The 25,977-nt window shown below is 64.8% G+C and carries 19 protein-coding genes and 1 tRNA gene; 11 read left to right on the plus strand and 9 right to left on the minus strand.

What is annotated here, in order from left to right; genetic code table 11:
* The first annotated feature begins 113 nt into the window (after positions 1-113).
* From U8326_RS05135 to trxA, 7 genes are read left to right on the plus strand one after another with little or no spacing between them, the layout of a single operon-like run.
* Positions 114-2,456, plus strand: coding sequence for a sensor histidine kinase (locus U8326_RS05135; RefSeq protein WP_324742758.1), 2,343 nt, complete (start codon positions 114-116; stop codon positions 2,454-2,456).
* Positions 2,453-2,896 carry a tRNA (adenosine(37)-N6)-threonylcarbamoyltransferase complex ATPase subunit type 1 TsaE gene (tsaE, locus tag U8326_RS05140; protein WP_324742760.1) on the plus strand — a complete coding sequence of 148 codons (444 nt, stop codon included), beginning with the start codon at positions 2,453-2,455 and terminating at the stop codon, positions 2,894-2,896. Before U8326_RS05135 ends, tsaE begins: the two co-directional genes overlap by 4 nt.
* Complete coding sequence (locus U8326_RS05145; RefSeq protein WP_324742762.1) at positions 2,893-3,882, plus strand: aminoglycoside phosphotransferase family protein; 990 nt, start codon at positions 2,893-2,895, stop codon at positions 3,880-3,882. Before tsaE ends, U8326_RS05145 begins: the two co-directional genes overlap by 4 nt.
* A complete protein-coding gene (locus tag U8326_RS05150) occupies positions 3,879-4,601 on the plus strand; it encodes a nucleotidyltransferase family protein (RefSeq protein WP_324742763.1) in 723 nt (240 codons plus the stop codon). The genes U8326_RS05145 and U8326_RS05150 overlap by 4 nt, the downstream gene beginning before the upstream one ends.
* Positions 4,594-7,590: a double-strand break repair protein AddB gene (addB, locus tag U8326_RS05155; RefSeq protein WP_324742764.1), complete on the plus strand. Its 2,997-nt coding sequence runs from the start codon at positions 4,594-4,596 to the stop codon at positions 7,588-7,590. Before U8326_RS05150 ends, addB begins: the two co-directional genes overlap by 8 nt.
* Entirely contained in the window at positions 7,587-11,060 is a 3,474-nt protein-coding gene (addA, locus tag U8326_RS05160) for a double-strand break repair helicase AddA (protein WP_324742765.1), read from the plus strand. Before addB ends, addA begins: the two co-directional genes overlap by 4 nt.
* A 55-nt stretch (positions 11,061-11,115) precedes the next feature.
* Entirely contained in the window at positions 11,116-11,436 is a 321-nt protein-coding gene (trxA, locus tag U8326_RS05165; protein ID WP_324742766.1) for a thioredoxin, read from the plus strand.
* Here the strand turns inward: trxA and U8326_RS05170 are convergent.
* The 3 genes from U8326_RS05170 to argJ are packed head-to-tail and all read right to left on the minus strand — an operon-like array spanning position 11,433 to position 14,084.
* Positions 11,433-12,245, minus strand: a complete 813-nt coding sequence (locus tag U8326_RS05170; RefSeq protein ID WP_324742767.1) for an inositol monophosphatase family protein — start codon at positions 12,243-12,245, stop codon at positions 11,433-11,435. The two genes, trxA and U8326_RS05170, sit on opposite strands and share 4 nt — an antisense overlap.
* Positions 12,242-12,853 carry a glutathione S-transferase family protein gene (locus tag U8326_RS05175; RefSeq protein WP_324742768.1) on the minus strand — a complete coding sequence of 204 codons (612 nt, stop codon included), beginning with the start codon at positions 12,851-12,853 and terminating at the stop codon, positions 12,242-12,244. The genes U8326_RS05170 and U8326_RS05175 overlap by 4 nt, the downstream gene beginning before the upstream one ends.
* A 4-nt stretch (positions 12,854-12,857) precedes the next feature.
* A complete protein-coding gene (argJ, locus tag U8326_RS05180) occupies positions 12,858-14,084 on the minus strand; it encodes a bifunctional glutamate N-acetyltransferase/amino-acid acetyltransferase ArgJ (protein WP_324742770.1) in 1,227 nt (408 codons plus the stop codon).
* On the opposite strand from argJ, the gene U8326_RS05185 reads away from it, so the two are divergent.
* Together U8326_RS05185 and secA are read left to right on the plus strand one after the other, a co-directional pair.
* Complete coding sequence (locus U8326_RS05185; protein ID WP_324742772.1) at positions 14,077-14,445, plus strand: hypothetical protein; 369 nt, start codon at positions 14,077-14,079, stop codon at positions 14,443-14,445. The genes argJ and U8326_RS05185 overlap by 8 nt on opposite strands.
* Before the next feature lie 92 nt (positions 14,446-14,537).
* Positions 14,538-17,276: a preprotein translocase subunit SecA gene (gene secA / locus U8326_RS05190; RefSeq protein ID WP_324742773.1), complete on the plus strand. Its 2,739-nt coding sequence runs from the start codon at positions 14,538-14,540 to the stop codon at positions 17,274-17,276.
* A gap of 96 nt (positions 17,277-17,372) precedes the next feature.
* Here secA and U8326_RS05195 read toward each other — a convergent pair whose 3' ends face one another.
* The 5 genes from U8326_RS05195 to U8326_RS05215 form a co-directional block, all read right to left on the minus strand.
* On the minus strand, positions 17,373-18,188 hold the full coding sequence (locus tag U8326_RS05195) for a ferredoxin--NADP reductase (RefSeq protein WP_324742774.1): 816 nt from the start codon (positions 18,186-18,188) through the stop codon (positions 17,373-17,375).
* On the minus strand, positions 18,188-18,499 hold the full coding sequence (locus U8326_RS05200) for a hypothetical protein (protein WP_324742775.1): 312 nt from the start codon (positions 18,497-18,499) through the stop codon (positions 18,188-18,190). The genes U8326_RS05195 and U8326_RS05200 overlap by 1 nt, the downstream gene beginning before the upstream one ends.
* A 424-nt stretch (positions 18,500-18,923) precedes the next feature.
* Positions 18,924-19,283 carry an EF-hand domain-containing protein gene (locus U8326_RS05205; RefSeq protein ID WP_324742777.1) on the minus strand — a complete coding sequence of 120 codons (360 nt, stop codon included), beginning with the start codon at positions 19,281-19,283 and terminating at the stop codon, positions 18,924-18,926.
* 146 nt (positions 19,284-19,429) lie between these two features.
* Positions 19,430-19,504: transfer RNA gene (locus tag U8326_RS05210), tRNA-Asn, on the minus strand.
* 59 nt (positions 19,505-19,563) lie between these two features.
* Positions 19,564-20,352, minus strand: coding sequence for an NAD kinase (locus tag U8326_RS05215; protein WP_324742778.1), 789 nt, complete (start codon positions 20,350-20,352; stop codon positions 19,564-19,566).
* Positions 20,353-20,487: 135 nt separating this feature from the next.
* On the opposite strand from U8326_RS05215, the gene U8326_RS05220 reads away from it, so the two are divergent.
* The gene (locus U8326_RS05220) at positions 20,488-21,816 is read left to right on the plus strand and encodes a GGDEF domain-containing phosphodiesterase (protein WP_324742779.1); all 1,329 of its coding nucleotides are present in this window, start codon (positions 20,488-20,490) and stop codon (positions 21,814-21,816) included.
* A 4-nt stretch (positions 21,817-21,820) separates the two neighbouring features.
* Positions 21,821-22,471, plus strand: a complete 651-nt coding sequence (locus tag U8326_RS05225; RefSeq protein WP_324742780.1) for a hypothetical protein — start codon at positions 21,821-21,823, stop codon at positions 22,469-22,471.
* Positions 22,472-22,479: 8 nt separating this feature from the next.
* On the opposite strand, the gene mfd is transcribed toward U8326_RS05225, so the two are convergent.
* A complete protein-coding gene (gene mfd / locus U8326_RS05230) occupies positions 22,480-25,968 on the minus strand; it encodes a transcription-repair coupling factor (RefSeq protein WP_324742782.1) in 3,489 nt (1,162 codons plus the stop codon).
* Positions 25,969-25,977 lie beyond the last annotated feature (9 nt).

Genomic DNA, 25,977 nt, shown 5'->3' on the forward strand with positions numbered 1-25,977 from the left:
CCACCCGCTCCGGATGGCGGCGTCCGACCTTCCCGTGCCCGGCGGGCAACGTCTTGTCGATACCCGCAACCCTGCCATTGTAATCCGTGCCGGGCGCGCATAGCGAAAGCGCGATGGAATTAAGCCCTGCCGCGTTGGCATTGATTGCCCTTCTGCTTGCAGCCTGGACATTCGGCGCGGCGTGGCTTGCCTTGGCGGCGATGGACAAGGCGCGGAAGGCTGAAGCGCATCGCAAGGCGGCGCGGCGCCTGTCGCGGATGATCGACGAAGCGCCCGCAATTCCCCTGCTGGTCCGCACGGACGGACGGATCGAGGCTCCGCCCCGGCTTGCCGCCTGGCTCGGGCTTCCCAGCGTGCCGGGCTATCTCACGGAACTCGATAATGGCGCCAACGGCCTGGAAGAGGCGCAGCTTGCGGAACTGACGCAATTCGTCCGCCGCACGCAAAAGGCCGCGGCGCCTTTCAACATGGTCATCACGCCGCGCGGTTCCAGCAGGAGCCTGGCGTTGCGCGGGCATCTGGCCGATCCTCTGGTGTCGCCCGGCGGGGCCGCGATCGTCTGGTTCTTCGATTTCAGCGAGAGCGAAACGGAACTGAACGAGCTTCGCGCCCAGACGGCGCGCGCGCGAGAGGATTTCGCCGCGCTGGTGGGCCTGATCGAAGCCGCTCCGATCCCCATGTGGTTCCGCGGCCCGGATATGAAGCTGCGGCTCGTCAACAGCGCCTATGTCAAGGCGGTGGGCGCGGTTGACGCCAATGCGGTCGTCGCCGGGCAGATCGAACTGGTGGAATCCGTGGACGGATTGACCGCCGCCCAGATCGCGTATCAGGCGCAGTCGCGCGACCATCCGGTCGAGCGGGACGTGACCGCCACCATAGGCGGGCAACGGCGCAGCATCCGCGTGAGCGATCTGCCTCTCGGCGCGGAAGGGGTGGCGGGCTATGCGATCGATATCGAGGAGATGGAGGAACAGGTCCGCGCCTTCCGCGCCTTCCGCGAGGCGCAGCGCTCCATGCTCGACCAGCTTTCGATCGGGGTGGCGCAGTTCAACATGGACCGCCGCCTGAGCTTCGCCAATCAGCCATTCCATCGCATCTTTGCGCTGAAGCCAGGGGCGCTGGTCAACCCGCCCGATTTCGATGGCTGGCTGGTGATGGCGCGCGATGCCGGGCGCTTGCCGGAGGTGCGCGATTTCCCCGCCTGGCGGCGCGAACATGCCGAATGGTTCAGCCCCGGGCAGGCGCGCGAGGAAGCCTGGCCCTTGCGGGACGGAACCCATCTCCGGGTGGTGGCCCAGCCCATGCCGGATGGCGGCCTGGTGCTGATCGCCGAGGACAGGACGGAGCAGCTCGCCCTGTCCGCGACGCGCGACACCTTGCTCCGCACGCGCACGGCGACTTTCGACAGCCTGTTCGAAGCGCTCGCCGTATTCGCGCCCGACGGCAGGCTCCAGCTTTGGAACCGGCGGTTTGCGGCCGTGTGGGGCCTGGACGAGACTTTTCTCGATCAGCATCCCCGTATCGAAAGCCTGCTGGAACGGATCGGGGAAAAGCTGGCGAGGCCGGCGCAGGGGAAGACCGTGGGAGAAGCGGTGCGGGTCGCCACGCTCGACCGGAAGCAGAGGGGCGGTCGGATCGCCCTGTCCGATGGGCGGACCCTGGAGTTCGCCGGGGTGCCGCTCCCGGACGGCAACGGCCTGCTCACCGTGCTGGACATCACCAATTCCCAGAAGGCGGAAGATGCCCTGCGGGAACGCAACACCGCGCTGGTGGAGGCGGATGCGGTCAAGACCCGCTTCCTCGCCAATATGAGCTACGAGTTCCGCACTCCGCTGACCTCGATAGGCGGCTTCGCCGAGCTTTTGCAGGCGGGCGTGGCCGGGGAGCTGAGCGAGCAGGCCCAGGAATATGTCGCCGGCATTCTCGCATCGGTGGAGCGGTTGGGCGAGCAGATCGAATCCGTGCTCGACCTGTCGCAGAGCGAGGCGGGGCTGCTGCCGATCGCGGCCGAGGACATCGATCTCATGCCCTTCGTCACCCGCCTGGTCAGGGATCGGGAAGAAAGGATCGTCGGAGCGGGCCTCTTCCTCGAATTGCGGGGGGACAAATCCTCGGGGAAGGTGAAGGGCGATCCGAGGCGGCTTGCCCGCGCCATCGGCCATATCCTCGACAATGCGGTCGCCGCCACTCCGAAGCGGGGCAAGATACTGGTGGAGCTTTCGCGCCGGAAGGATGGGGCGCGCATCGTCATATCCGACAATGGGGCCGGAATGAGCGAAGGCGAAGTGGCGCGCGTGCTTGACGGCTTCCAGCTGGCGACCGATGGCAAGGCGATAGAGCGCCGGCAGGGGCTGGGGCTGCCCTTGGCGCGCCAGTTGATCGAAGCGCATGGCGGCACGCTGCAGCTCGAATCCGAGAAGGGCGAGGGCACGACCGTGACGATCCATCTGCCGTGAAGCGCGAACTCCCCGATCTGGAAGCCATGGCGCGGTTCGGCGCGGGGATCGCCGCCGTTCTTCGCCCCGGTGACGTGGTGGCGCTTTCCGGCGGGCTGGGCGCCGGAAAGACCACGCTGGCAAGGGCGATCATCGCCGCGCTGGGGCATGAGGGCGAAGTGCCATCGCCCAGCTTCGCCATCGTCGAGCTCTACGAACATCCCAGGGTCAGGCTGCCCTTGGTTCACGCCGATTTCTACCGCCTTGCCCACCCCGAGGAAGCGGAGGAGCTTGGACTGGACGATTACCGGGATGGCGCCGCCCTGATCGCGGAATGGCCCGAACATGCGGGCGGCTTCGCGGATGAGGCGGGATGCCTGTCCATTTCCCTGGAAATTTCCGGGGAAGGGCGGATCGCCATTGTCGAACCGGGTGCCGATTGGCTAGGGCGGCTGCCATGACGACGACGTTGCCGGACGGCATCGATTCCTTCCTTGTAGCCGCTGGCTGGGGCGGAGCGGAAATACAGCCGCTCGCCGGCGATGCTTCGTTTCGCCGCTATTTCCGCATCCTCGCGAATGGCCATGGCCCGGCGCAATCGGCGATGCTGATGGATGCCCCGCCGCCGCATGAGGACCCGCGTCCGTTCCTCCACGTCGGCCAGTGGCTTTCCGGGCACGGCCTGCGCGCGCCGGCGATCTATGCCGAGAATGCGGATCGCGGCTTGGTGCTGCTGGAGGATTTCGGCAATGCGCGGATGCGCGATTATCTCGAGGACGCGCCGCAGGACGAATATCGCATCTATCGGGCCGCGGTTGATACGCTGGCCGCGCTGCACCGGCTCCCGCCCGGGCCGTTCGATCCCTATTCGCTGGAGGTGTATCAGCGGGAAGCCGCCCTGTTCGTCGAATGGTTCTGCCCGGCCGCCGGGGTCGAGGTCGATGCGGCAGGCTATGCCGCGGCATGGCGCGAAGTGCTCGGCCCCGTGATCGAGCGGCAGAATCCCGGCGTCACGGTTCTGCGCGATTATCATGCCGAGAACATCATGCTGCTGGACGATGGCGGGCAGGGGCTGATCGATTTCCAGGATGCGCTGGTGGGCCATCCCGCCTATGATCTCGTTTCGCTTCTGCAGGATGCGCGGCGCGACGTTTCGCCCGAACTGGAGCGCGCGATGTTGGACCATTATCGGGCCGCGACCGGCGCGAACGGCGAGTTCGAGGCGGATTATGCCCGGCTTGGCGCGCAGCGCAACGCAAAGATCGTGGGGATTTTCGCCCGCTTGTGGAAGCGTGACGGCAAGCCGCGCTATCTGTCCATGATTCCGCGCGTCTGGGATGCTCTGGAACGTGATCTGGCGCATCCGGCGCTTGCCCCGGTCGCTGCATGGTTCGATTCGAACATTCCCGGCTTCGTGCGATCCGAGCGGGGAGGGGGCCTGGAATGAACACTCTCGCCAGTGACACCGCGATGGTGATGGCCGCGGGCCTTGGCAAGCGGATGCGTCCGCTGACCACGACCCGGCCCAAGCCGATGGTGCCGGTAGCCGGCAAGCCGCTGATAGATTATGCGCTGGATCGCCTCGCCGATGCGGGGGTCGCCAGGGCGGTAATCAATGTCCATTATCTGCCGGACTCGCTGGAAGCGCATGTGCTGGCCCGCAAGGCTCCCGAATGCGTCATTTCCGACGAGCGGGACTGCCTGCTGGAAACGGGCGGGGGCATGGTGAAGGCGCAGGTGCAGGGCCTGCTTCCAGACCCGTTCTTCTGCATCAACAGCGACAATCTCTGGCTGGACGGGCCGGAGAATGCGTTCCATCAGCTTTCGCGCATATGGAACCCGGATGCGATGGATGCCCTGCTGCTCGTGGTGCCCCATGCCAGCGCGGCGAATTTCGACGGCAAGGGCGACTTCCATCTCGATCCGCTCGGCAAGATCAGCCGCCGCCGCAGCGGCCGGATCGCGCCGTTCATATATACCGGCATCCAGATCGTTTCGCGTCGCTTGCTGCGCGATCCTCCCGAAGGGCCGTTCTCCACCAATGTGCTGTGGAGCAGGGCAATCGAGGAGGGGCGGCTCTATGGCACGACCTTCTATGGGCGGTGGTTCGAGGTGGGCGATCCGGGAGCGATCGCGCCAACCGAAGCCGCGTTGAAACGTGGCTGATCGGTCCGGTCCGCAAGTCTATTCCATTGCTGCGCATCGCGGGTTTGCCGACGCGCTGGTTGCCGGCCTGCTGCCGCGTTACGGCGAGGAGGATATAGGCCTCGCCCGGTTGACCTTGCTGCTGCCGAGCCGGCGGGCGGCGCGGACGATCGGCGAGGCGTTCATCCGTCTTGCCGGTGAAAAGGGCCAGGCCGGGCTGCTCATGCCGCGCATGGCCGTGGTGGGCGATCTCGATCTGGATGAAACGCTTGGGCCGCTGCTGGACCCGATCGGCACGGAAAGCGCCATTCCTCCGGCCGCCGATCCGACCCGGCGGTGGTTGCGGATCGCCGGGATATTGCGCGAGGAAATGGGGCAGGATGCGCCGCGAGGCAGCGCATTGCTCCGGCTTTCCCGCCAGTTCTGCCAGACGATGGATCGCCTGCTGGTGGAAGATGTGGGGCCGGAGCAACTGATCCAGGATCAGGTGATCGGGATAATAGGCGAACAGGCCGCTCATTGGGTCGAAGCGACCAAGCGGTTCCTCAAGGTGCAGGACAAGTGGCTCGGCGAGCTGGAAGCGCGCGGGGAAGTGGATGGGCCGGCCCGCCGCAACCGGCTGTTCGATCATGCCGCGGGCCGCTGGCGCATCTCGCCTCCGGCCACACCCATCGTGGCCGCCGGGGTGACGAGCGCCGCTCCGGCGCTGGCCGGCCTGCTGCGGGTGGTTGCCGAGCTTCCCGGCGGGGCGGTGATCCTGCCGGATCTCGATCTTTCGCTGGATGACGCGGTGTGGAAGGAATTGGGCCGCGCGGGCGCACCCGAGGAGCCTGATGGCTTGCCGTTCGGCCCCGCCGATGCGGTTACCCATCCGCAATACCATCTCAAGCTGCTGCTGAACCGCATGGGCGTCTCCCGCGCGGAGGTCCAGCCCTGGCACAGGGCCGGTATGGCGGCGGCCCCGCCAGAGCGAAGCCATGCGATCTCCAGCCTGTTCCTTCCGCCCAGGGCAAGCGCGAGCTGGGTGGGCCTACCGGCCGAGCGCAGGCGTCTTTCGGGTGTGAGGCTCGTCGAAACGGCCACTCCGGAGGAAGAGGCCCAGGCAGTCGCCCTGCTGGTCCGCGAGGCGCTGGAACAGCCTGAAAAACGCATCGCCGTGGTTACGCCGGACCGGGGCTTGGCAAGCCGCATTTCCGCGCATCTGCGGCGGTGGAATATCGAAGCCGACAATTCCGCGGGCCGCCCCCTCTCGCAGACTCCGGCAGGGCGAGTCCTGCTCCTGCTTGCCGAGGTGATGGGGGAACAGGCAGCGCCGGTTCCGCTGCTGGCGTTGCTGGAGCATCCGCTGGTCGGAGCGGGCGAAGGGCGCGCGGCGTGGCTGGACCGGGTCCGGGCGCTGGAACTGAAGCTGAGAGGGCCGCGCCCGGCTGCGGGCTTGCAGCCGATCGGGGAACTCGCGGGCAAGCTGGCCAGAACGGATTCGGGCGCGGGCGATTGGTGGGCGTGGATCGGCGGCGTTTTGTCTCCGCTGATGGAACTGGCCAAGGCGGACGAGGCCGGGTTGGGCGACCAGCTCGATGCGCTTGCCCGCACCGCCGAGGAACTGTGCGGCAGCGGCTTGTGGTCGCGGGAGGATGGCCGGGCGCTTGCCTCGATGGTCGAGGATTTGCGAAGCCATGCCGGGGCGGTGGGCACAGTGCTTGCTCCTTCGGATATTGCCGCTGCCCTGCGGGATGTCATGGATTCCATCGCCGTCCGTCCGCCATATGGCGGGCATCCGCGCGTCGCGATCTATGGCTTGCTCGAATCGCGGATGAGCCGGGCGGATCTGGTGATTTGCGCCGGGCTGAACGAGGGGAGCTGGCCGGCCAATCCCGGCCCCGATCCGGTGCTGCCGCCCGCGGTGCTGCGCATGCTGGGGGTTCCCGGCGCGGATTTCCGGATCGGGCTTTCCGCGCATGATCTGGCGGGCGCTCTGGGCGCGCCCGAAGTCGTGTTGAGCAGGGCGCGCCGTGACTTGCAGGGGCCGGCCATTCCATCGCGTTTCGTGCTGCGGGTGCGCGCCTTGCTGGGAGAGGATCTGCTGGCGCGGCATGTGGAAACGCAATTGCCCGAACTCGCCCGCGCGGTGGATGATGCGGCGGCGGCGGAGCCTTATCCTCGCCCACGGCCCAGCCCCGATCCCGCGCAGCGAAGGGTCGAGATCAGCGTGACCGCGCTCGACCGGCTGCGCAGCGATCCTTATCAGTTCTATGCGCAGGCGATCCTGCGGTTGCGTGTGCTCGATCCGCTCGATGCGGAACCCTCCGCCGCGTGGAAGGGAACGGCGGCTCATGAGATCCTGCGGCGTTGGCATGAGCGGGGCGGTTCGTTGCGCGACATCGCGCGCGCGACGCTGACGGAACTGAACGCCCATCCCTTGATGCGCAGCCTGTGGCAGCCGCGATTGCTGGCGGCGCTGGAATGGGTCGAGGCGGAAATGGAGCGGCGCGGGCTTGGCAGGCCGGTTGCGTTCGAGCGCGATGGCTCCATGGATGTCCGGGGAATCCGGATCTACGGGCGTGTCGATCGGATAGATGCCTTGCCCGGCGGAGAACTGGCTATCGTCGATTACAAGACCGGCCGCCCTCCGACAGGTTCGGAAGTGGCGGCAGGCTTCGCGCTTCAGCTTGGCACACTGGGCCTGATGGCGCGGGATGGCGCTTTCGCCGGGGTATCCGGCGAGCCGACCCACTTCGAATACTGGTCGCTGGCCAGGAGCGCGAAGAGCGAGACGGGATTCGGCTTCGTCGAGGAGCCGGTGCTGGAAGGGCGCAGGAAAAGCGGCATCCCGCGCGAGGATTTCCTTCCCGAAGCGGGTCGCTATCTTCACGAAGCGCTGGATCGCTGGATATTGGGCGGTGAGCCGTTCACCGCCCGCCTCAACCCCGATGTTCCCGGCTATGCCGATTACGACCAGCTGATGCGGCTCGACGAATGGATGGGGCGCGAGGAGGAGGGCGGGCAATGAGCGGGAAGGTCCATCCGCTGCATGGTTCGCAGCAGGATGCCGTCGATTCGGGGCAGACCGTGTGGCTTTCCGCTTCGGCGGGAACAGGCAAGACGCAGGTGCTTTCGGCGCGGGTATTGCGGCTCCTGCTGCAGCCGGATGTCACGCCTTCGCAGATACTCTGCCTCACCTTCACCAAGGCCGGCGCGGCGGAAATGGCCGTTCGCGTGAATGAAGTGCTGGCGAACTGGGTGCGGATGAAGCCGGAGGCGCTGGCGAAAGACCTCAAGGCGATCGGCGCGGATTTCGGGCCTGAAACCCAGGCGCGCGCACGCACGCTGTTCGCCAGCGTGCTCGATTGCCCCGGCGGGGGATTGCGGATCGATACGATCCACGCCTTTTCGCAATGGCTGCTCACGGCCTTTCCGGAGGAAGCGGGCCTTGCGCCGGGCACCCGGGCGATGGAGGATCGCGACCGCGATTTGTTCGCTCGCGAAGTGTTGGCCCGGATGCTCACCGATGCGGAGGCGCAAGGGGATGAGGAGAGCTTGCAGGCGATTGCCGATCTCAGTCTGCGCAAGGGGCCGGATGCGGTCGAGGCCTGGCTTATGCAGTGCGCGCGGGCGCTCGAGGCCTGGACCGGGGCTGGAGCATGGACGCCGCCCCTGCGCCCGCGAGTGAACCTGCTGCTCGGGCTGTCGGCGGATGCGGATCTCGCTTCCCTGCCGGATATGTGCAGCGACGATGCTTTCGATGTCCGGGCCTTGCGGCAATGCCTCGCCGCGCAGCGCGGATGGTCCGCGAAGACGGGGCAGGATTGCGCCGCGGTGATAGAGGGCTGGCTGGCGGGCGATACGGTCCAGCGCATGGCGGCGCTGGATGAACTGGCGAGCGCGCTCTTCACCCAGAAAGGCGAGCCGCGCAGCCTGAGCGCCATGCTCAAGCTCGATGCGGGCTATGCCGACGCGATCGGCCGGGTGCAGGCATGCGTTGTCGCGCTGCAGGAACGGCGGGCGCTGGTGGAGCTTGCCGGATGGCTCACCCCGGCACTGACGGTCGGCCGCAAGTTTGCCCTGGCCTGGGACGAGGCGAAGGCCCGGGAAGGTTTCGTCGATTTCGACGACCAGATCCGGCGCGCGGCGGAATTGCTGACCCGCTCCGGCATGGCTGAATGGATACGCTACAAGCTCGACCGGCGCTTCGATCACATATTGATCGACGAGGCGCAGGACACCAACGAAGCGCAATGGCGGATCATCGACGCGCTGACCGGCGATTTCTTCGCGGGTAGCGGGCAGCATGACGGCAAGCTGCGGACGCTGTTCGTGGTGGGGGACTACAAGCAGGCGATCTTCCGTTTCCAGGGCACCAGCCCCGAAAATTTCAGTGCCGCGCGCGACCGGGTGAAGGCTTCGATGGGCAGGGCGGTCGAGAATGAGCGGGAAGTGCGGGGAAAGCACGTCGCCCGCGAATTGCTCGATCTCGGGCTGAGCCGCTCGTTCCGCACCGCGCAGCCGGTGCTCGATTTCGTGGATGCCGCGATCCAGGCCATTGGCCCGGAGCGGTTCGGGCTGGCGGATGCGCCGGAGCGCCATGTCGGCGAGGAGCGGCCCGGCATCGTCGGGCTGTGGCGGGCAGTCGGGGCCGGGCCGGATGAGGACGAGGAGCCGCCGGAGGACGAGCAGGAGTGGCTCTCCCGGCCGGATCGCCAGCTGGCGGACAGGATCGCCGGCCAGATCGAAGCCTGGATGCGCGAGGGCTTCCCGCTGGTGAAGGGGGGCGCCCGCCGGGCCGGGCCGGGCGATGTGATGGTGCTGGTCAGGAAGCGCAAGGAACTGGCGGGGCTGATCGTGGCGCGGCTGCACGCGCGGCGAATCCCGGTGGCGGGGGTTGACCGCTTGCGGCTCGGCGCGCCGCTGGCCGTGAAGGATCTCATGGCCGCGCTGCGCTTCGCCGCCCAGCCGCTCGATGACCTCAATCTCGCCAACCTGCTCGGCGCGCCCTTGCTGGGCTGGAGCCAGGAGCAATTGCTGGAGCATTGCTTCCGCGACAAGGGCGTTGCGCTCTGGACGCATCTGCGCCGGTCCCGCCATCCGGAGGTGGCGGATGCGCTCGAAAGGCTCGGTGATCTGCTGGCGCGCGCAGATTTCGAGCCGCCCCAGGCCTTGCTGCACTGGCTGCTGGTGGGGCCATGGCAGGGGCGGCGCAAGCTGGTTGCCCGCCTCGGCAAGGAAGCCAACGATCCGATCGATGAACTGGTCAACGCGGCGCTGGCCTATGCCTCCGCCCACACACCCAGCCTCAAGGGGTTCCTCCAGTGGTTCGATGCGGGCGAGGGCGAACTGAAGCGTGAGGCCGGGGCAAGCGACGGGCTGGTGCGGGTGATGACGGTGCATGGCTCAAAGGGGCTGCAGGCGCCGATCGTCATTCTGGCCGATGCCGCCGGCAATCCCGATGCGTCCCTGCTGCGCGGCCTTTCCCTGCAGGAGCGTTCCATCGACGGCGGCCCTGGCAAGCTGCTCCCGCTGCCCGGCCTGAGCAAGGCGGAGCGGGTCGGCCGCATTCGCGAGGCGGAGGCGGTCGAGGCCAAGGCGGAGCGCGAAGAGCATTGGCGGTTGCTGTATGTCGCCATGACCCGCGCCGAGGAAGCGCTGTTCATTGCCGGGTCGCTGGGAGCGAGGGAGACGCAACCCGCGCCGGATAGCTGGTATGCCCAGCTTGCCCCACTGTTCACCGCCGCGCCGCTGCCCGACCCGATCTGGGGCGAGCGGCGGGAATGGGGCGTTCTGGCGGATTTGCCGGCAGCGGTTGCGCCGGTTCATCCGGTGGAGGAGAGGATGGTGTTGCCGGAGTGGATGATGCGGCCGATTGGCCCTGAACCGCGTCCGCCCCGTCCGCTCGCTCCATCGGCGGCGGGCGAGGACAATTCGCCAGATCCCCCCTTTCCGCCCGGGGCCGGGGTGGAAGCGGCGCGGCGCGGGGTGCTGATCCATCGCCTGCTGGAGCGCCTGCCGGAACTGCCGCCGGAGCAGCGAGGCGTTTCCGCGCGGGCATGGCTGGAGCGCAATGCCGCCGATCTCGGCAAGGAGCAGCGCGAGGAAATCGCGGAATCGGCGCTGGTCGTCCTGGCCTCGCCGGATTGGGAGGATGTGTTCGCGCCCGGCGCGCTGGCCGAAGTGCCGCTGGCCGCCACGGTGGACGGGCAGGTCGTTACGGGCACGGTGGACCGCCTGCTGATAAGCCCGGATCGCATTACGGTCGTCGATTTCAAGACCGCCCGTCGCGCCCCCGCCGGCCTGGAGGAGGTGCCGGGCGGCATCCTTCGCCAGATGGGGGCCTATGCCGCCGCCTTGCGGGAGATATATCCCGGCCGTGAGGTAACGGCCGCCTTGCTCTATACGCAGGTCCCCATTCTCATTCCGATCTCCGCCGATGTGCTGGAACGCAACAAGCCTTCATATCTGGGGATACAGCAAACCTATCCCGGCTGAGCCGTTGCGTTCGGCGGAAGCGATCCTAGATTGTGGCGAGAGCAAGGAGTTAAGAATGCCCACAAAAGCCGTTACGGACGCGAGCTTCGCCGACGACGTCCTCAATTCCGACAAGCCCGTCCTGGTCGATTTCTGGGCGGATTGGTGCGGTCCGTGCAAGATGATCGGCCCGGCTCTCGAGGAAATCAGCGACGAACTGGCCGACAGGGTGACCATCGCCAAGATGGATATCATGGAGAACACCAACATCCCGGGTCAGATCGGCGTGCAGTCGATCCCGCTGATGGTCCTGTTCAAGGACGGCAAGGCGGTTGCCCAGAAGCTTGGCGCCGCGCCGAAGAGCCAGCTCAAGAGCTGGATCGAAAGCGAGCTTTAAACGAGCGACGCAAGACGCGCGGCCAGATCGTCCCAGAGTGCGGGGCTGGCCGCGCCGATCAATCCCGGAAGCGCGTGCTGGTCCACCCGATAGGCGGAGCCGTCCGGGCGCGCGGCCTTGCCGCCTGCCTCGTTGAGCCAGAGCACGCCCGCGGCATGGTCCCAGGGCAAGGTGCGCTGGAAGATCGAAAGATCGTTCTCCCCCAGGGCGAGCCTGGGATATTGCTCGGCGGCGCAGCGGGGAATGTCGACCACCGTGTAATGCGGGGCGATATGGCTTGCCATCGCCTGTCGCTCGTTCAGATCCAGGAACAGCAGCGAAATGGCGGCGACCGGCGGTTCAAGGCCGCTGGTTCGGGCTGAAATCCGGTCCTCGCCGATAAAGGCGCCCCCGCCGCGCCGGGCATGGCAGAAACGGCCCGAGAGCGGATTGTATAGCCAGCCGGCGAGCGTTTCGCCCGCGTCGGCCAGCGCGACGATGATGCCGAATGGCGCTGCCCCATGTGTGAAATTATGGGTGCCATCCAGCGGATCGACGATCCAGCAGAGGCCGGAAAGCCGATCCAGCAGCGATGGATCGGCATGGCTGGCTTCTTCACCCACGATTGCCGCTTCGGGAAGAATCCTCGCAAGCCCTGCGGCGATTATTTCCTCCGATTCGCGGTCGGCGACGGTCACGAAATCATCGGCCGCCTTCTGCTGGATGTCGTGCTTCGCGAGCTTTCGGAAACGCGGAAGGATCGCGCGTTGCGAGGCCTCTTGCAGCAAGGCCCGGACTTCGCCGGTGAATGTGCCGGAAAGGGCCTTCACGTCAGCGGAATCATGACCTGCGAGGCATAGCCAGGCCGTTCCCGCAGGCGCGCATACCACTTTTCGAGATGGGGAAAGGCCGGGCGCTCGATCGGCAGGTTGAACCAGGTATGGATATAGGCTCCCATCGGTATGTCGCCGATGCCGAAGGCGTCGCCGGAGAGCCACGGCCGTTCGCCAAGGTAACGCTCCGGCACCGCCAGCAGCTTCGCGCAGGCAGCCGTCGATGCCGAGATGGCGGTCTGGTCGCGCTCGGCCTCGGGCTTGCGGATGCAATGGACGAAGGCATTGCGCTGCGCATCGGCATAGCCGGCCTGCCAATCCATCCAGCGGTCCCCGATGGCGCGGCTTGCCGGATCGGCGGGCCACCATCTTTCGCCGCCATGCCGCGCGGCGAGATAGCGCAGGATCGCGTTCGATTCCCACAGCACCAGCCCTTCATCCTCGATGGTCGGGATCAGCGCGTTGGGATTCTTTTCGAGATAGGCCGCATCCATGCCGAACTGGCCGCCGGTGTCGATCCGGCGATAGGCCATGCCCAACTCCTCCGCGAACCAGGCGACCTTTTTCACATTATGGGAATTGAGCCGCCCCCAGATCGTCAGCATTCACTCAGCTCCGGTAATCGGCATTGATCGATATGTAGCCGTGAGTCAGGTCGCAGGTCCACACCGTTGCCGCGCCTTCGCCCAGCCCGAGATCGACGGCGATGTCGATTTCACGCCCTTTGAGATGTTCCGCCACCGGGGTTTCGTCATAGTCTGCGAGCGGCAGCCCGTTCCGGGCGGTCCACACGCCGCCAAATCCGATAGAGAGCTTGTCCCGGTCCGCCGGTTCGCCCGCCTTGCCCACGGCCATGACCACACGGCCCCAATTCGCGTCCTCTCCGGCAATCGCGGTTTTCACCAGGGGCGAATTGGCGATGGCAAGCCCGACCTTGCGGGCGCTTTCACTGGAAACCGCTCCGGTGACGCTGATCGCAATGAATTTCTGCGCGCCTTCCCCGTCCCTCACCACCAGATGGGCAAGCTGGCGGCAGACATCGTTCAGCGCGGCCGCGAAGGCGTCGGCTCCGGCGCTGTCGAACGATGCGAGCGGTGCATTGCCGGCCTTGCCGGTGGCGAAGGCCAGCACCGTATCGCTCGTCGAGGTGTCGCTGTCCACGGTGATGCAGTTGAAGCTGCCTGCATTGGCGGCGGAAAGCAGTTGCTGGAGGAAAGCCGGTTCCACCGCGGCATCGGTGAAGATGTAACCCAGCATGGTTGCCATATCGGGCGCGATCATTCCGCTGCCCTTGATGAAGGCGGCGATCTCCACCCGCTTGCCATCGACGATGGCGGAGGCGGTCGCGCCCTTCGCGAAAGTGTCCGTGGTGCCGATGGTGTTGGCGGCATCCTCCCATGAGCAGGGCTGGGCGGCGAGCGCGGCAGCGACGCCAGCCTGCGCCTTGTCCTTGGGCAGCGGCACGCCGATCACGCCGGTGGAGGAGACAAATACCTGTTCCTGCGGGCAGTCGAGATGTTCCGCCACCTGGGCCATGATCTGCTCCACCGCCTCGCGGCCGCGATAGCCTGTGAAGGCGTTGGAATTGCCGGCATTGACCACCAGCGCGCGCGCAAGGCCCTGCCTGACATTGTCCCGGCCGAGTTCGACTTCGGAAGAGCAGCAGATATTCCGGGTGAAGACGCCCGCGACCGCCGTGCCTTCCGCCAGTTCGGCATAGGTCAGGTCGCACCGGCCCCAATCCTTGTATCCGGCGCGGGCGATGCGCAGCGTAACGCCGGCGACCGGCGGCATTTCGGGGAAGGGCAGGGCGAGCGGAGAGGTGGCGATGTCCATGGCGATGCCCTCTACTTCCACGCCGGGCGCAGGTAAATGCGCTTTCCCGGTGGACCTTTGGCCGATCCGCCCCTATCTCGGCGTCGCAATGTTGCGACAGCTGCTCACTCTGCTTGCCCTGATTACGGGCCTTGCCGCCACCGCCGCGCCGGCGGAAACGCGGCTTGCCGCTCATCAGGGCGTGCAGCTTCAGGCGGAAACGGAAAAATCGGCCGTTGCGCTGGCCCAGCGGATCGCCCCGGCCGCAAGCCGCTTTTCGGAAGCCGCGGGGCAGGCCGCGCCGCTGATCGCCATCACGCCTGAACGGCGGGCGCCGGGAGCTCTTGCTGTTCGGATCGGGCCTGATCGCGCGCACGAGTAGGGGTTTTCTCCGCTTCTCCAATTTATGCGTGGCCGTGGCGCAGGGCGCCGGAAGCGGCTTTCGATGATACTCCATACTGACAGGAAAAACCCATGCTTGGTGCCGTCGCCAAAGCCGTTTTCGGCTCCTCCAACGACCGTTACGTCAAGTCGCTCGACAAGATCGTGCGCGTTATCAATGCGCTTGAGCCGCAGATCGAAGCGCTGACGGACGCGGAGCTTTCCGCCCAGACCGACAAGTTTCGCGAGCAGCTTGCCGCCGGCGCGACACTGGATGGCATTCTTCCCGAAGCCTTCGCGACCGTTCGCGAAGCGGCGCGGCGCGTGCTGGGGATGCGCCATTTCGACGTCCAGATGGTGGGCGGCATCGTGCTGCATCGCGGGGAAATCGCGGAAATGCGCACGGGCGAGGGCAAGACCCTGGTGGCGACGCTCGCCACCTATCTCAACGCGATCGAGGGCAAGGGCGTCCACGTCGTCACGGTGAACGATTATCTCGCCACGCGCGACGCGGAATGGATGGGGCAGATCCATCGGTTTCTCGGCCTTTCGGTCGGCACGATCATTCCGGGCAAGGACGAGGCCGAGCGGCGCGAAGCCTATGCGGCGGACATCACATACGGCACCAACAACGAGTTCGGCTTCGATTACCTGCGCGACAATATGAAGCATGAACGCAACCAGATGGTGCAGCGCCCGTTCAATTACGCCATCGTCGACGAGGTGGACTCGATCCTGATCGACGAGGCGCGGACCCCGCTGATCATTTCCGGGCCGACCGAGGACAAGTCCGACCTGTATGTCGCGGTCGACGAGGTCGTGGGGCGGATCGGGCCTGAATATTACGAGGCGGACGAGAAGGCCAAGAGCGTCACCCTGACCGAGGAAGGCGTGGAGCTGGCCGAGCGGATGCTGGAAGAGGCCGGCCTGCTGGAAACGTCGAACCTCTACGATGTCGAGAATACGCAGGTCGTGCATCACCTGGATCAGGCCTTGCGCGCCAATGTGATGTTCAAGCGCGATATTGATTACATCGTGAAGGACGAGAAGGTCGTCATCATCGACGAGTTCACCGGCCGGATGATGGATGGGCGGCGCTGGTCGAACGGCCTGCACCAGGCGGTCGAGGCCAAGGAGAGGGTGAAGATCGAGCCGGAGAACCAGACCATGGCTTCGATCACCTTCCAGAACTACTTCCGCATGTATCCCAAACTTTCGGGGATGACCGGCACGGCGGCCACGGAAGCGGCGGAGTTCTACGACATCTACAAGATGAACGTCGTCACCATCCCGACCAATCTGCCGATCCAACGTATCGACGAAGAGGATGAGTTCTACAAAAATACCAACGACAAATTCCGCGCCATCGCCAAGGCGATCCGGGAGAAGAACGAGATCGGCCAGCCGGTTCTGGTCGGCACCGTTTCCATCGAGAAATCGGAACTGCTTTCCCAGTTCCTCAAGGAAGAAGGCGTTCAACACGCCGTGCTGAATGCGCGCTTCCATGAAATGGAAGCCCATATCGTGGCGCAGGCGGGCCGGCTCGGCGCCGTGACCATCGCCACCAACATGGCGGGCCGCGGCACCGACATCCAGCTGGGCGGCAATGTCGAGTTCCGCATCGAGGACGAATTGCGCGACATACCCGAAGGCCCGGAACGTGACGCCGGGATCGAGCGGATCAGGCGCGAGGTCGCCGAGGCGCGGGAACAGGTGAAAGCCGCGGGCGGCCTGTTCGTGCTGGGCACGGAGCGCCATGAAAGCCGCCGCATCGACAATCAGCTGCGCGGACGATCCGGGCGCCAGGGCGACCCCGGCCTTTCGCGTTTCTACCTCTGCCTAGAAGACGACCTGCTGCGCATCTTCGGACCCGACACGCTTTTCGCGCGGATGATGAACTCGAATCTGGCGGACGGCGAGGCGATCGGGTCGAAATGGTTGTCCAAGGCGATCGAAACGGCACAGAAGAAGGTGGAGGCCCGCAACTACGACATTCGCAAGCAGGTTGTGGAATACGACGATGTGATGAACGACCAGCGCAAGGTCGTTTATGAACAGCGTGCGGAGATCATGGACTCGGAAACGGTCGACGATGTCGTGTTCGAAATGCGGCAGGACACGGTGAATACGCTGGTCGCCGATGCCTGCCCGGCCGGGTCTTATCCTGAGCAGTGGAATGTCGAAGATCTCAAGGTCAAGGTTCTGGATGTTCTCGGGCTGGAACCGCCGATTGACGAGTGGATGCAGGAAGATGCGCTTGAGCCGGAAATCATCGAAGAGCGGATTGCCCAGCTTGCCGACGCGAAGATGGAAAGCAAGATCGCGTCAAATGATCCGGGCATCTGGCGGCAGGTCGAAAAAAGCATTCTGCTCGACCGGCTGGATTATCACTGGAAAGAGCATCTCGCCACGCTGGATGCCTTGCGGCAGGTCGTGTTCCTTCGCGCCTATGCGCAGAAGCAGCCGATCAACGAGTATAAGCGGGAGGCGTTTGGCCTGTTCGAGCGGATGCTGGACACGATCCGGGAAGATGTGACGCGCATCCTGATGAACAGCGAGTTCCAATTCCAGCCGCAACCCATGGACTTGCCAGAATTGCCGGACTTCCTGACCGGCCATATCGATCCGTTTACCGGGGAGAATGACGCGGCGGGGGTCATGCCCGGCGCGGAAGCCATGCTGGGGGCGCTTGCCGCCGTGCCTCAAACCGCCGCGGGTGCGAGCGGGTCGGCCACGGAAAATCCCTATGCTCACATGAATATCAGCCGCAATGCGCCATGCCCTTGCGGGTCCGGCAACAAGTACAAGCATTGCCACGGCGCAGTCGGTTGACGCCGGCCCTGCGACGAGCCGCCTTTGCGCGACCCGTTACATGCTAGCTGACAAGGAATTTCGGGAAACCTGCCGCCTGAATTTCTACAGGCAGGCCTAGTCGACGAAGGCGCGTTCGATCACGAAATCGCCAGGCGAGGCGTTCGATCCCTCCGTGAAGCCCAGTTGAATAAGCTGGGCTTGCATTTCGCGAATCATGGCCATGCTGCCGCAAAGCATGATCCGGTCGCTTTCCGGGTCGAAATGGCGCGGGCCGACAAGCGGATGTGCGAACAGGATGCCGTTATCGATGAGATTTCCAATTCGGCCCGTGTTGCGAAACGCTTCGCGGGTCACTGTGGGCAGGTAGTGAAGTTGCAGCAACGCCTGATCCTGCACCAGCGGATCGCCAGCCAGTTGCCCCTCCAGCAATTCCCTGAAAGCCAGATCGCTCACCTGCCGGACGCAATGCACCAGCAGGATCTGGTCGAAGCGTTCGTAAATATCGGGATCGCGGATCAGGCTGAGGAATGGGGCAAGGCCGGTTCCCGTCGAAAGGAGGAACAGGCGCTTGCCCGGAAGCAAGGCGTCCGCGACCAGCGTTCCGGTGGGCTTGCGCCCGAGGAATATCTTGTCGCCCTTGCCGATATTCTGGAGGCGGGAAGTAAGCGGGCCATCAGGCACCTTGATCGAAAGGAATTCCAGTTCGTCGGCATAGGATGGGCTGGCGATCGAATAGGCGCGCAACAGGGGACGGCCTTCCGACGGCAGGCCGATCATTACGAATTCGCCCGAACGGAAGCGGAAAGAGGACGGCCGGGTAATGGAAAAGCTGAACAGATGCTCGTTCCAATGGCGGACCGAACATACCTCTTCTACTGACAGGGACGCAGAGGGCGCCAGATGGGCTGATGCGGCGATCCTGTCGCTCATCACTTCACTTCCTTCACGATTGCACCGGAAAGCCCGGTTATATTAAAGCCTGCGGCGATCAGCTTGGCGGTGACCGTGGTCATGGCGCGGGCGATGGGGGAAACGGCTTCGGCCTTGACCAGCAGTTCCAGGGTTTCCCGCATCCTGTCCAGATCGCCATTGGCCAGATCGCGCCACATGCCGATCAGAATCGCCTCATGTTCGATGATGCGCTGACAATTGATCGGCGCGAGTGAAATACGCTCAAGTCCATCGCGATTGAGCATTGCCATCGCCAGATGGAAATCGGGGAGCGCAGGCAGCGCATGCATGCTTGCAAATCCGCGGCTCAGGGCGAGCGGGGGGCAGGTTCCCTGTTCAACCGCGTGCGCCCAGCCTCTCATCGCCCAAAGCAGGAAGCGGCCTCCGTTACAGAGACGATCTACCGGCTGGTCTATGAAAGTGTACATTCCCGTCTCCCATTGTTCGCTACACTATCCGCGTGCGAGGCGATGCAAGGCTTGCGGCGATCACCGATCAGCGTTTGCGAGTCATCGAGCACCAGCGCCAGATACGCTATTGCGAGTTATTTGCAAATCAGAAGATGAGTGCAACCGGGATTTTATGCACTCCCTGGCCCAAAACGAGCCGAGGGGTCTGGGGAATTATGTTGAATGCGGGTTAAGCCCAAGCGGTCGCATATGGACCGCAAATCACAAGATCGGGACGCAGGCTTGCGCCCCGATCTCAATGGCATCACTTCTTCTTGGCGGCCTTTGCGGCTTCCCACTCGGCCTTGGACAGGGCTCCATCGCCGTCGGTGTCGGCAGCGGCGAACCATGCCGACTTCTTGGCTGTATATTCGGCCACGGAAATCTGACCGTCTCCGTCACTATCGGCATCGGTAAGCCTGGCTGCCTTGTCGCCCAGTTCGGCGGGCGAAAGCTGGCCATTGCCATCCTTGTCCAATGCCGTCCAACTCGCCTGGACGGAGGCATCGTATTCGGCTTGGCTTATGACGCCATCGCCATCGGAATCCAGGTTTTTCCCGGGGTTCGCGGATGCGGAACCAGCAATCGTCAAAGCAGCGATCGCGCTCAAAACAGCCAATTTCATCAGGAAATCTCCTCTCGCGGAACTGTGTCTCGAATAAACCGGCAGAGAAGCATGGGTTTCCAGTGAAACGGCCAGGACGGGCACAAGATACGATAAGCGCATATGCCCGATGCGCGGCGCAGTATCCTGATCTTGCTGGAAGGAAATGGCTCCCCGAGTTGGATTCGAACCAACGGCCGCTCGATTAACAGTCGAGAGCTCTACCGCTGAGCTATCGGGGAGCAGTCCGGCGCACCGGACGGGCCGCCTATATTAAGGGCAGCCAGCTTTGGCAAGCGGATCACGCGATAAATTGTTCCGTGACGATGCGTTCATCCAGGCTGTGCCCGGGATCGAACAGAAGCGTCAGTTCCCTGTCGCGCGCAATCCGCAACTGGACTTCCGCGATATCCCGCAATTCCTTCTGATCCGCGACAGCCGCCACCGGGCGCTTTTCGGGATCGAGCACGCGCAGGTCGATCCGCGAAAAATCAGGCAGGATGGCCCCGCGCCAGCGGCGCGGCCGGAACGGACTGATCGGGGTCAGCGCCAGCATCTTCGAATCGAGCGGCAGGATCGGGCCGTTCGCGGAGAGATTATAAGCGGTCGAACCGGCAGGGGTCGCGACCAGGATTCCGTCGCAGAACAATTCGTCGATGCGAATCTTCTCGTTTACCGTGACCTGTATCTTCGCTGTCTGCCGGGTTTCGCGCAGGAGAGAGACTTCGTTGATGGCGAAGACTTCGTGATGCTTTCCATCTTGCGTGAGGGCTTCCATCCGCAGCGGATCGACCGCGAAGGCCCGTGCTTCGTTGACCTTCCGGAGGAGGTCCGGCCGCCGTGCGAAACGGTTCATCAGGAAACCGACGGTTCCCAGGTTCATGCCATAGGCCGGCACGACCCGCCCGCTATCGAGCATCTGGTGAAGCGTGTGCAGCATGAAGCCGTCACCGCCGAGCACCACCACCGCCTCCGCTTGTTCCAGAGGAACCCAGGGGGCCGTGGCCGCGAGCGATCTGGCGGCATCCTGCGCGCGATCCGTGGGAGAGGCGAGCAACGCCAGGCTCTTGAAATCATGTCGCACGCCCAATGGTCTCCCTGCCCGGAATATCCGGCCCAACTGCGCGGACAGTATGAATCGCGGCGCGATTTGGCAACAAACGCCGTGAAGGGGCGAACGCAAAAGCGGAAGGGAAATCTAAATTTATCATGTTATGGGGAATGAATGCACGAAAAGTCCCATTCCGCCTTCGCTTTGGAGCGCGATGCGCTGACCGGCCTGGCCGGGCCGGACCATGCGCAGATGCGGATCGCCGATTGGGAGGACGCGGCGCAACGCGCCGGGCGGATTGCGCCCATTCATGCGATGATGCTGGGGTTGAGGCGTTTCGAGACGGTCAACCTGGCCTATGGCGAACATGCGGGCGATAGCGCGCTGGTGGAAGTCGCCCGCCGGATCATGGAGTTCGCGAAGGAGGAATTGGACCGCGAATGGTTCGTGGCCCGCATGGGCGGCGGAAACTTCCTGCTTGCAGCGAACAATTCCTGCAGCCGGGAAAGATGGCAATGGCTGGCGGAGGCGCTTGCGGACAGCGTAGCGCGCCCAATTCCCAACAGGCATGGCGATGGCATCATGCGCCTCTGGCCGAGAATCGCCCTGCTGCGCGGTATGCCGGGGGAAGGGCCGGGCACGATGTTCGATCGGCTGGCCGAAACGCTCGGCCGCGCGCAGCGGCAATCCGGCCGCAGGATACTGTGGGCAGATGGGGAACTCAGTCCGGTGGGGCGCAGCGCGGCCCAACTCGAAGCCGATCTGCTCGGCGCGCTGGATCGCGGCGAGATAGAGATACTGTATCAGCCGCAATATTCCATAGCGGGGGACCGTCTGGTCGGGGCCGAGGCCCTGGCCAGGTGGCAGCATCCGGAGCTGGGCAGGATCGGCGCGGGCGCGCTTTTCGCGATTGCCGAGCGGGCCGATCATGTCGCGCAGCTTTCTCGACACATCGCGGGGCGGGCGCTGGCGGGCGCGGTCGGCTGGCCGGATGACCTGCGCCTTTCGTTGAACGTGACGGCGGCCGACCTTACCTCGCAGTCCTTCCCTAACGAGATCGCCGCGGCGGTGGTGGCGGCCGGCTTTACCCCAGACCTTCTCACGCTCGAGATTACCGAGCAGGCGCTGCTGTTCGACCTTGAAAGGTCGGCGGAAGCGCTCGGCAAGCTGGTCGACCTGGGCATCCGGATCGCGCTCGACGACTTTGGCGCCGGGTTCTGCAACTTCCGCTATCTGAAGCTGCTGCCTCTCCATTATCTGAAGCTCGACCGGGTGATGGTCGATGAAATCGAGGAAGACCCGCGCGATCTTGTCGTGTTCCGTGCGATCATCGCAATGGCCAAGGCATTGAGCCTGAAAGTGATCGCGGAAGGGATCGAGAACGAAGGGCAGCGCGAACTGATCGGGCGCGAAGGCTGCGATTTCTATCAGGGATTCCTGCGCGCGCAGCCGATGAGCGCGACGGATTTCCTCGAATTGGCCAGCGCTGACCGCGGCAAGTGAAATTGTGAGGCCGACCGTTTCATCGCTACGCCGAGGCTGGCGCGGCAATCCGGCGATCGTCCTTCCGCTTGCGGTCTGTGCCTGCAGCGCGGGTGGCCCGATAGTCGAGGTCGTCGGCCGGCAATATGATGATTACCAGGCTGACCGTTACGAGGCGCCGTCAACCGATGGGGATGTGATCCATGCCATCGGCATCTATGAAGGCGGCTCAGATCATGGCCCGGGCCTGCACCCACGCGAAGACGTCACGGTGGAGATCGACGATCAGGGCGATCGTCCGGTCTATCTTGCCCTGTCATCCTATGAGCCTGTCAGATGGAACATCACCGGACCGGGCGCGGGTGCGGTGAAGGGCGTCTATCTGGCCGGTTATCACAGTCAGCAAGTGGTCGGCGCGAAGAATGCGAGAGTGGTCGACCGGTCGGCCGAAAGGGGCGGAGATCGTGACCGGGAAGAGCCTCATGATGGCGGCTGGGGTGTGGAAACGGCGCTATATTCCTATGCGCCCGTGAGCTGCACATACACCTATGCCACGCTCAGCGGCGGCGGCTGCGCTTCGGCGCGGCAATTCCTCACCAATGCGCGGGCCTTGTTCGGCGCGCAGGTCGCCAGTTTCACCGGAATCTACAACGCACAGCACTTTCGCATTCGGTAGGGCGGTGGCTATCGCGCCGCCTTGCGCGCTATTCCCGAAAGCCCTTTGGTGAGCTGGAAAAGGCCGTTGAGGCGGCTCTTGGGATCGCCCCAGGCCCGGTTGATCGTCAGCTTCATGTCCGGCCGGAGCCGGGCGGTGCCTTTCAGCCGCTCCACATAGGCGATCAGCCCGGCCGGATCGGGGAAATCGTCGTTATGGAACGTAACCAGCGTGCCCCGCGCGCCCACATCGATCTTGGCGATATTGGCCAGGATCGCCTGCTGCTTGATTTCGATCAGCTTGATGAGATTGCCGGTGGGATCAGGTAGGGGGCCGAACCTGTCGATCATTTCCGCCGCGAGCGCTTCGATCTCGGCATGATCCCGTGCATCGTTGAGGCGGCGGTAAAGCGCCATGCGGACGGCCAGATCCGGCACATAATCTTCCGGTATCATGATCGGCGCATCGACCGTGATCTGTGGGCTGAGGCCGGAGGAATCCCGCCCCAATCCGCTTTCGCCCGCCTTTGCCGCCAGGATCGCGTCTTCCAGCATGGATTGGTAAAGTTCGAACCCGACTTCGCGGATATGGCCGGATTGTTCGTCACCCAGCAGGTTGCCCGCCCCGCGAATGTCGAGGTCGTGGCTGGCAAGCTGGAAACCGGCGCCCAGGCTGTCGAGATCGCCCAGCACCTTCAGGCGTTTCTCGGCGACTTCGCTCAACGCCTGGTCGCGAGGATAGGTCAGATAGGCATAGGCGCGCAGCTTGGAGCGGCCGACCCGTCCGCGCAGCTGGTATAGCTGGGCCAGCCCGAAGCGGTCCGCGCGATGGATGATGATGGTGTTGGCCGAGGGAATATCCAGCCCGCTCTCCACGATGGTCGTGGACAGCAGCACATCGTATTTGCGCTCGTAGAAGGCGCTCATCCGCTCCTCGACTTCGCTGGCCGCCATCTGGCCATGCGCCGTCACCACCTTCACTTCCGGCACGGTCTGGCGCAGCCATTCCTCGATATCGGCAATGTCGGCGATCCTCGGCACGATCAGGAAGCTCTGCCCGCCGCGATGATGCTCGCGCAGCAAGGCCTCGCGCATCACCATGTCGTCCCATTCCATCACATAGGTCCGCACCGCAAGGCGGTCGACCGGCGGGGTCTGGATGGTGGAAAGCTCGCGCAGGCCGGACATGGCCATCTGCAGCGTGCGCGGGATCGGCGTGGCGGTGAGCGTCAGCACATGCACATCGGTGCGCAATTGCTTGAGCTTTTCCTTGTGATTGACGCCGAAGCGCTGCTCCTCATCGACGATGACCAGCCCAAGCCGCTTGAATTTGACGGATTTGGACAGCAGCGCATGCGTGCCGATCACGATGTCCACCGTGCCGTCGCCCAGCCCATCGCGCGTCTGGGCGGCTTCCTTGGCGGGGACGAGGCGGGACAGCCGCCCGATCCTGATCGGAAAGCCGGCGAAGCGCTCGACGAAATTGGAATAATGCTGGCGCGCCAGAAGCGTGGTGGGCGCGATCACCACCACCTGCTGGCCGGACATGGCGGCAACGAAGGCGGCGCGCAGGGCCACTTCGGTCTTGCCGAAGCCGACATCGCCGCAGACCAGCCTGTCCATCGGCTTGCCTTCCCCGAGGTCGCCCAGCACATCCCCGATCGCGCGTTCCTGATCCTCGGTTTCCTGCCACGGGAAGCGGTCGATGAACTGGTTGTAGATCGCCTCCTCCGCCAGCAGGGCCGGGGCGGATTTGAGCGCGCGAACCGCGGCGGTGCGCATCAGCTCATGCGCGATCTGCTGGATGCGCTCCTTCAGCCTCGCCCGGCGGCGCTGCCAGGCCTCGCCGCCCAGCCGGTCCAGCGGGACGCTTTCCTCCGAGCTGCCATAGCGGGACAGCACGTCGATATTCTCGACCGGAATATAGAGCTTATCGCCCCCGGCATATTCCAGCATCACGCAATCATGCGGGCTTTTGCCGACCTGGATCGATTCCAGCCCGGCGTAGCGGCCGATGCCATGCTCCATATGCACCATCAGATCGCCGGGGTGCATGGCGGAAAGCTCCGCCAGGAATGCGTCCGAATCCTTCTTCCGCTTGCGTCGCCGGACAAGGCGGTCGCCCAGGATGTCCTGCTCTGTGACCAGCTCCAGTTCGTCATTGGCGAAGCCGGTTTCCAGCGGCAGCACGATCGCCACCGGCTTGCCCTTCGCGGCAAGACCTAGCGCATCCTGCCAGCTATCGGCCAGGCGGGCTTCCGTCCCCGCATCGGCGAGTATCGACGTGATCCGCGCCCGGCTGCCGGATGAGTAGGTCGCCAGCAGGGGCTTCTTCCCGGCCTTGCCCAGGGCGGCGAGGTGGCGGGCAGCCGCTTCATAGACATTGTCGCCGCGCGCCCGCTCCGCGCCGAAATCGCGCGAGGAGGTGAACCCGAAATCCAACACGCGTTCGCTTTCAGGCTCGGCGAAAATGCCTGCGCGATGCACCGGCCATTCCGCCAGCCTGGCGTCCAATTCCTGCTGCGGCAGGTAAAGCGCGTCGGTGGCCAGAGGGCGGTAGCTGCCCGCAGCCTGGCCTGCGGTTTCGTTGCGCGCGGTATGGTAATCCGCGATGTCGGACAGGCGCTCTTCACCGGCAGACAGGGCGCTGCCGTCGATCACGACGACATCGTCCTTCGACAGATGATCGAACAGCGTGTCCAGCCGTTCCTCGAACAGGGGCAGCCAGTGCTCCATCCCGGCCAGCCGCCGCCCGTCGCTGACTGCCTGATAGAGCGGATCGCCGGTGGCATTGGCCCCGAACATCTCGCGATAGCGCGTGCGGAAGCGCTTGATCGTCTCCTCGTCCAGCAAGGCTTCGCTGGCCGGCAGCAGCAGATGCGAATCGATCACCCCGGTCGTGCGCTGGGTGTTGGGATCGAACAGGCGCAGCGATTCCAGCTCGTCGCCGAAAAAGTCCAGTCGCAGCCCGCCTTCCAGGCCGGATGGGTAAATATCGAAGATCGAGCCGCGAACCGCGAAATCGCCCGCATCGGCCACCGTATCGGTGCGGGCATAGCCTTGCCGCTGGAGCAGCGCGATCAGCGTTTCCCGGCCGATTTCCAGGCTCGGTTTCAATTCGCGCACCGATTGGCGGATACGGAATGGGGTCAGCACGCGCTGAAGCAGTGCATTGACGGTCGTTACCAGCAATTGTGTCCCGGGATCGCCTGCCTGAAGCCGGTACAGCGCCGAAAGCCTGCGGGCGCTGACGGAATGGGCCGGGCTGGCGCGGTCGTAGGGAAGGCAATCCCACGCCGGAAATTCGATCACTTCCAGTTCAGGCGCGAAATAGCCTGCCGCATCGGCCACCGCGCGCATAGCCGCTTCATCGGGCGCTATGAATATCGCGCGGCCGCCCTTCGACCTGGCATGGGCGGCCCGGGCCAGGTCCGCGAGCACCAGCGGCTGCGCCCCGCGCGCGACCGAAGCCAGGGTCAGCGGCTTGCGGGCAGTAAGGATACGGGAAAGATCGGGCATTCTTTGTGC

The organism is Tsuneonella sp. CC-YZS046 (assembly GCF_035581365.1).
Classification (GTDB): domain Bacteria; phylum Pseudomonadota; class Alphaproteobacteria; order Sphingomonadales; family Sphingomonadaceae; genus JAWKXU01.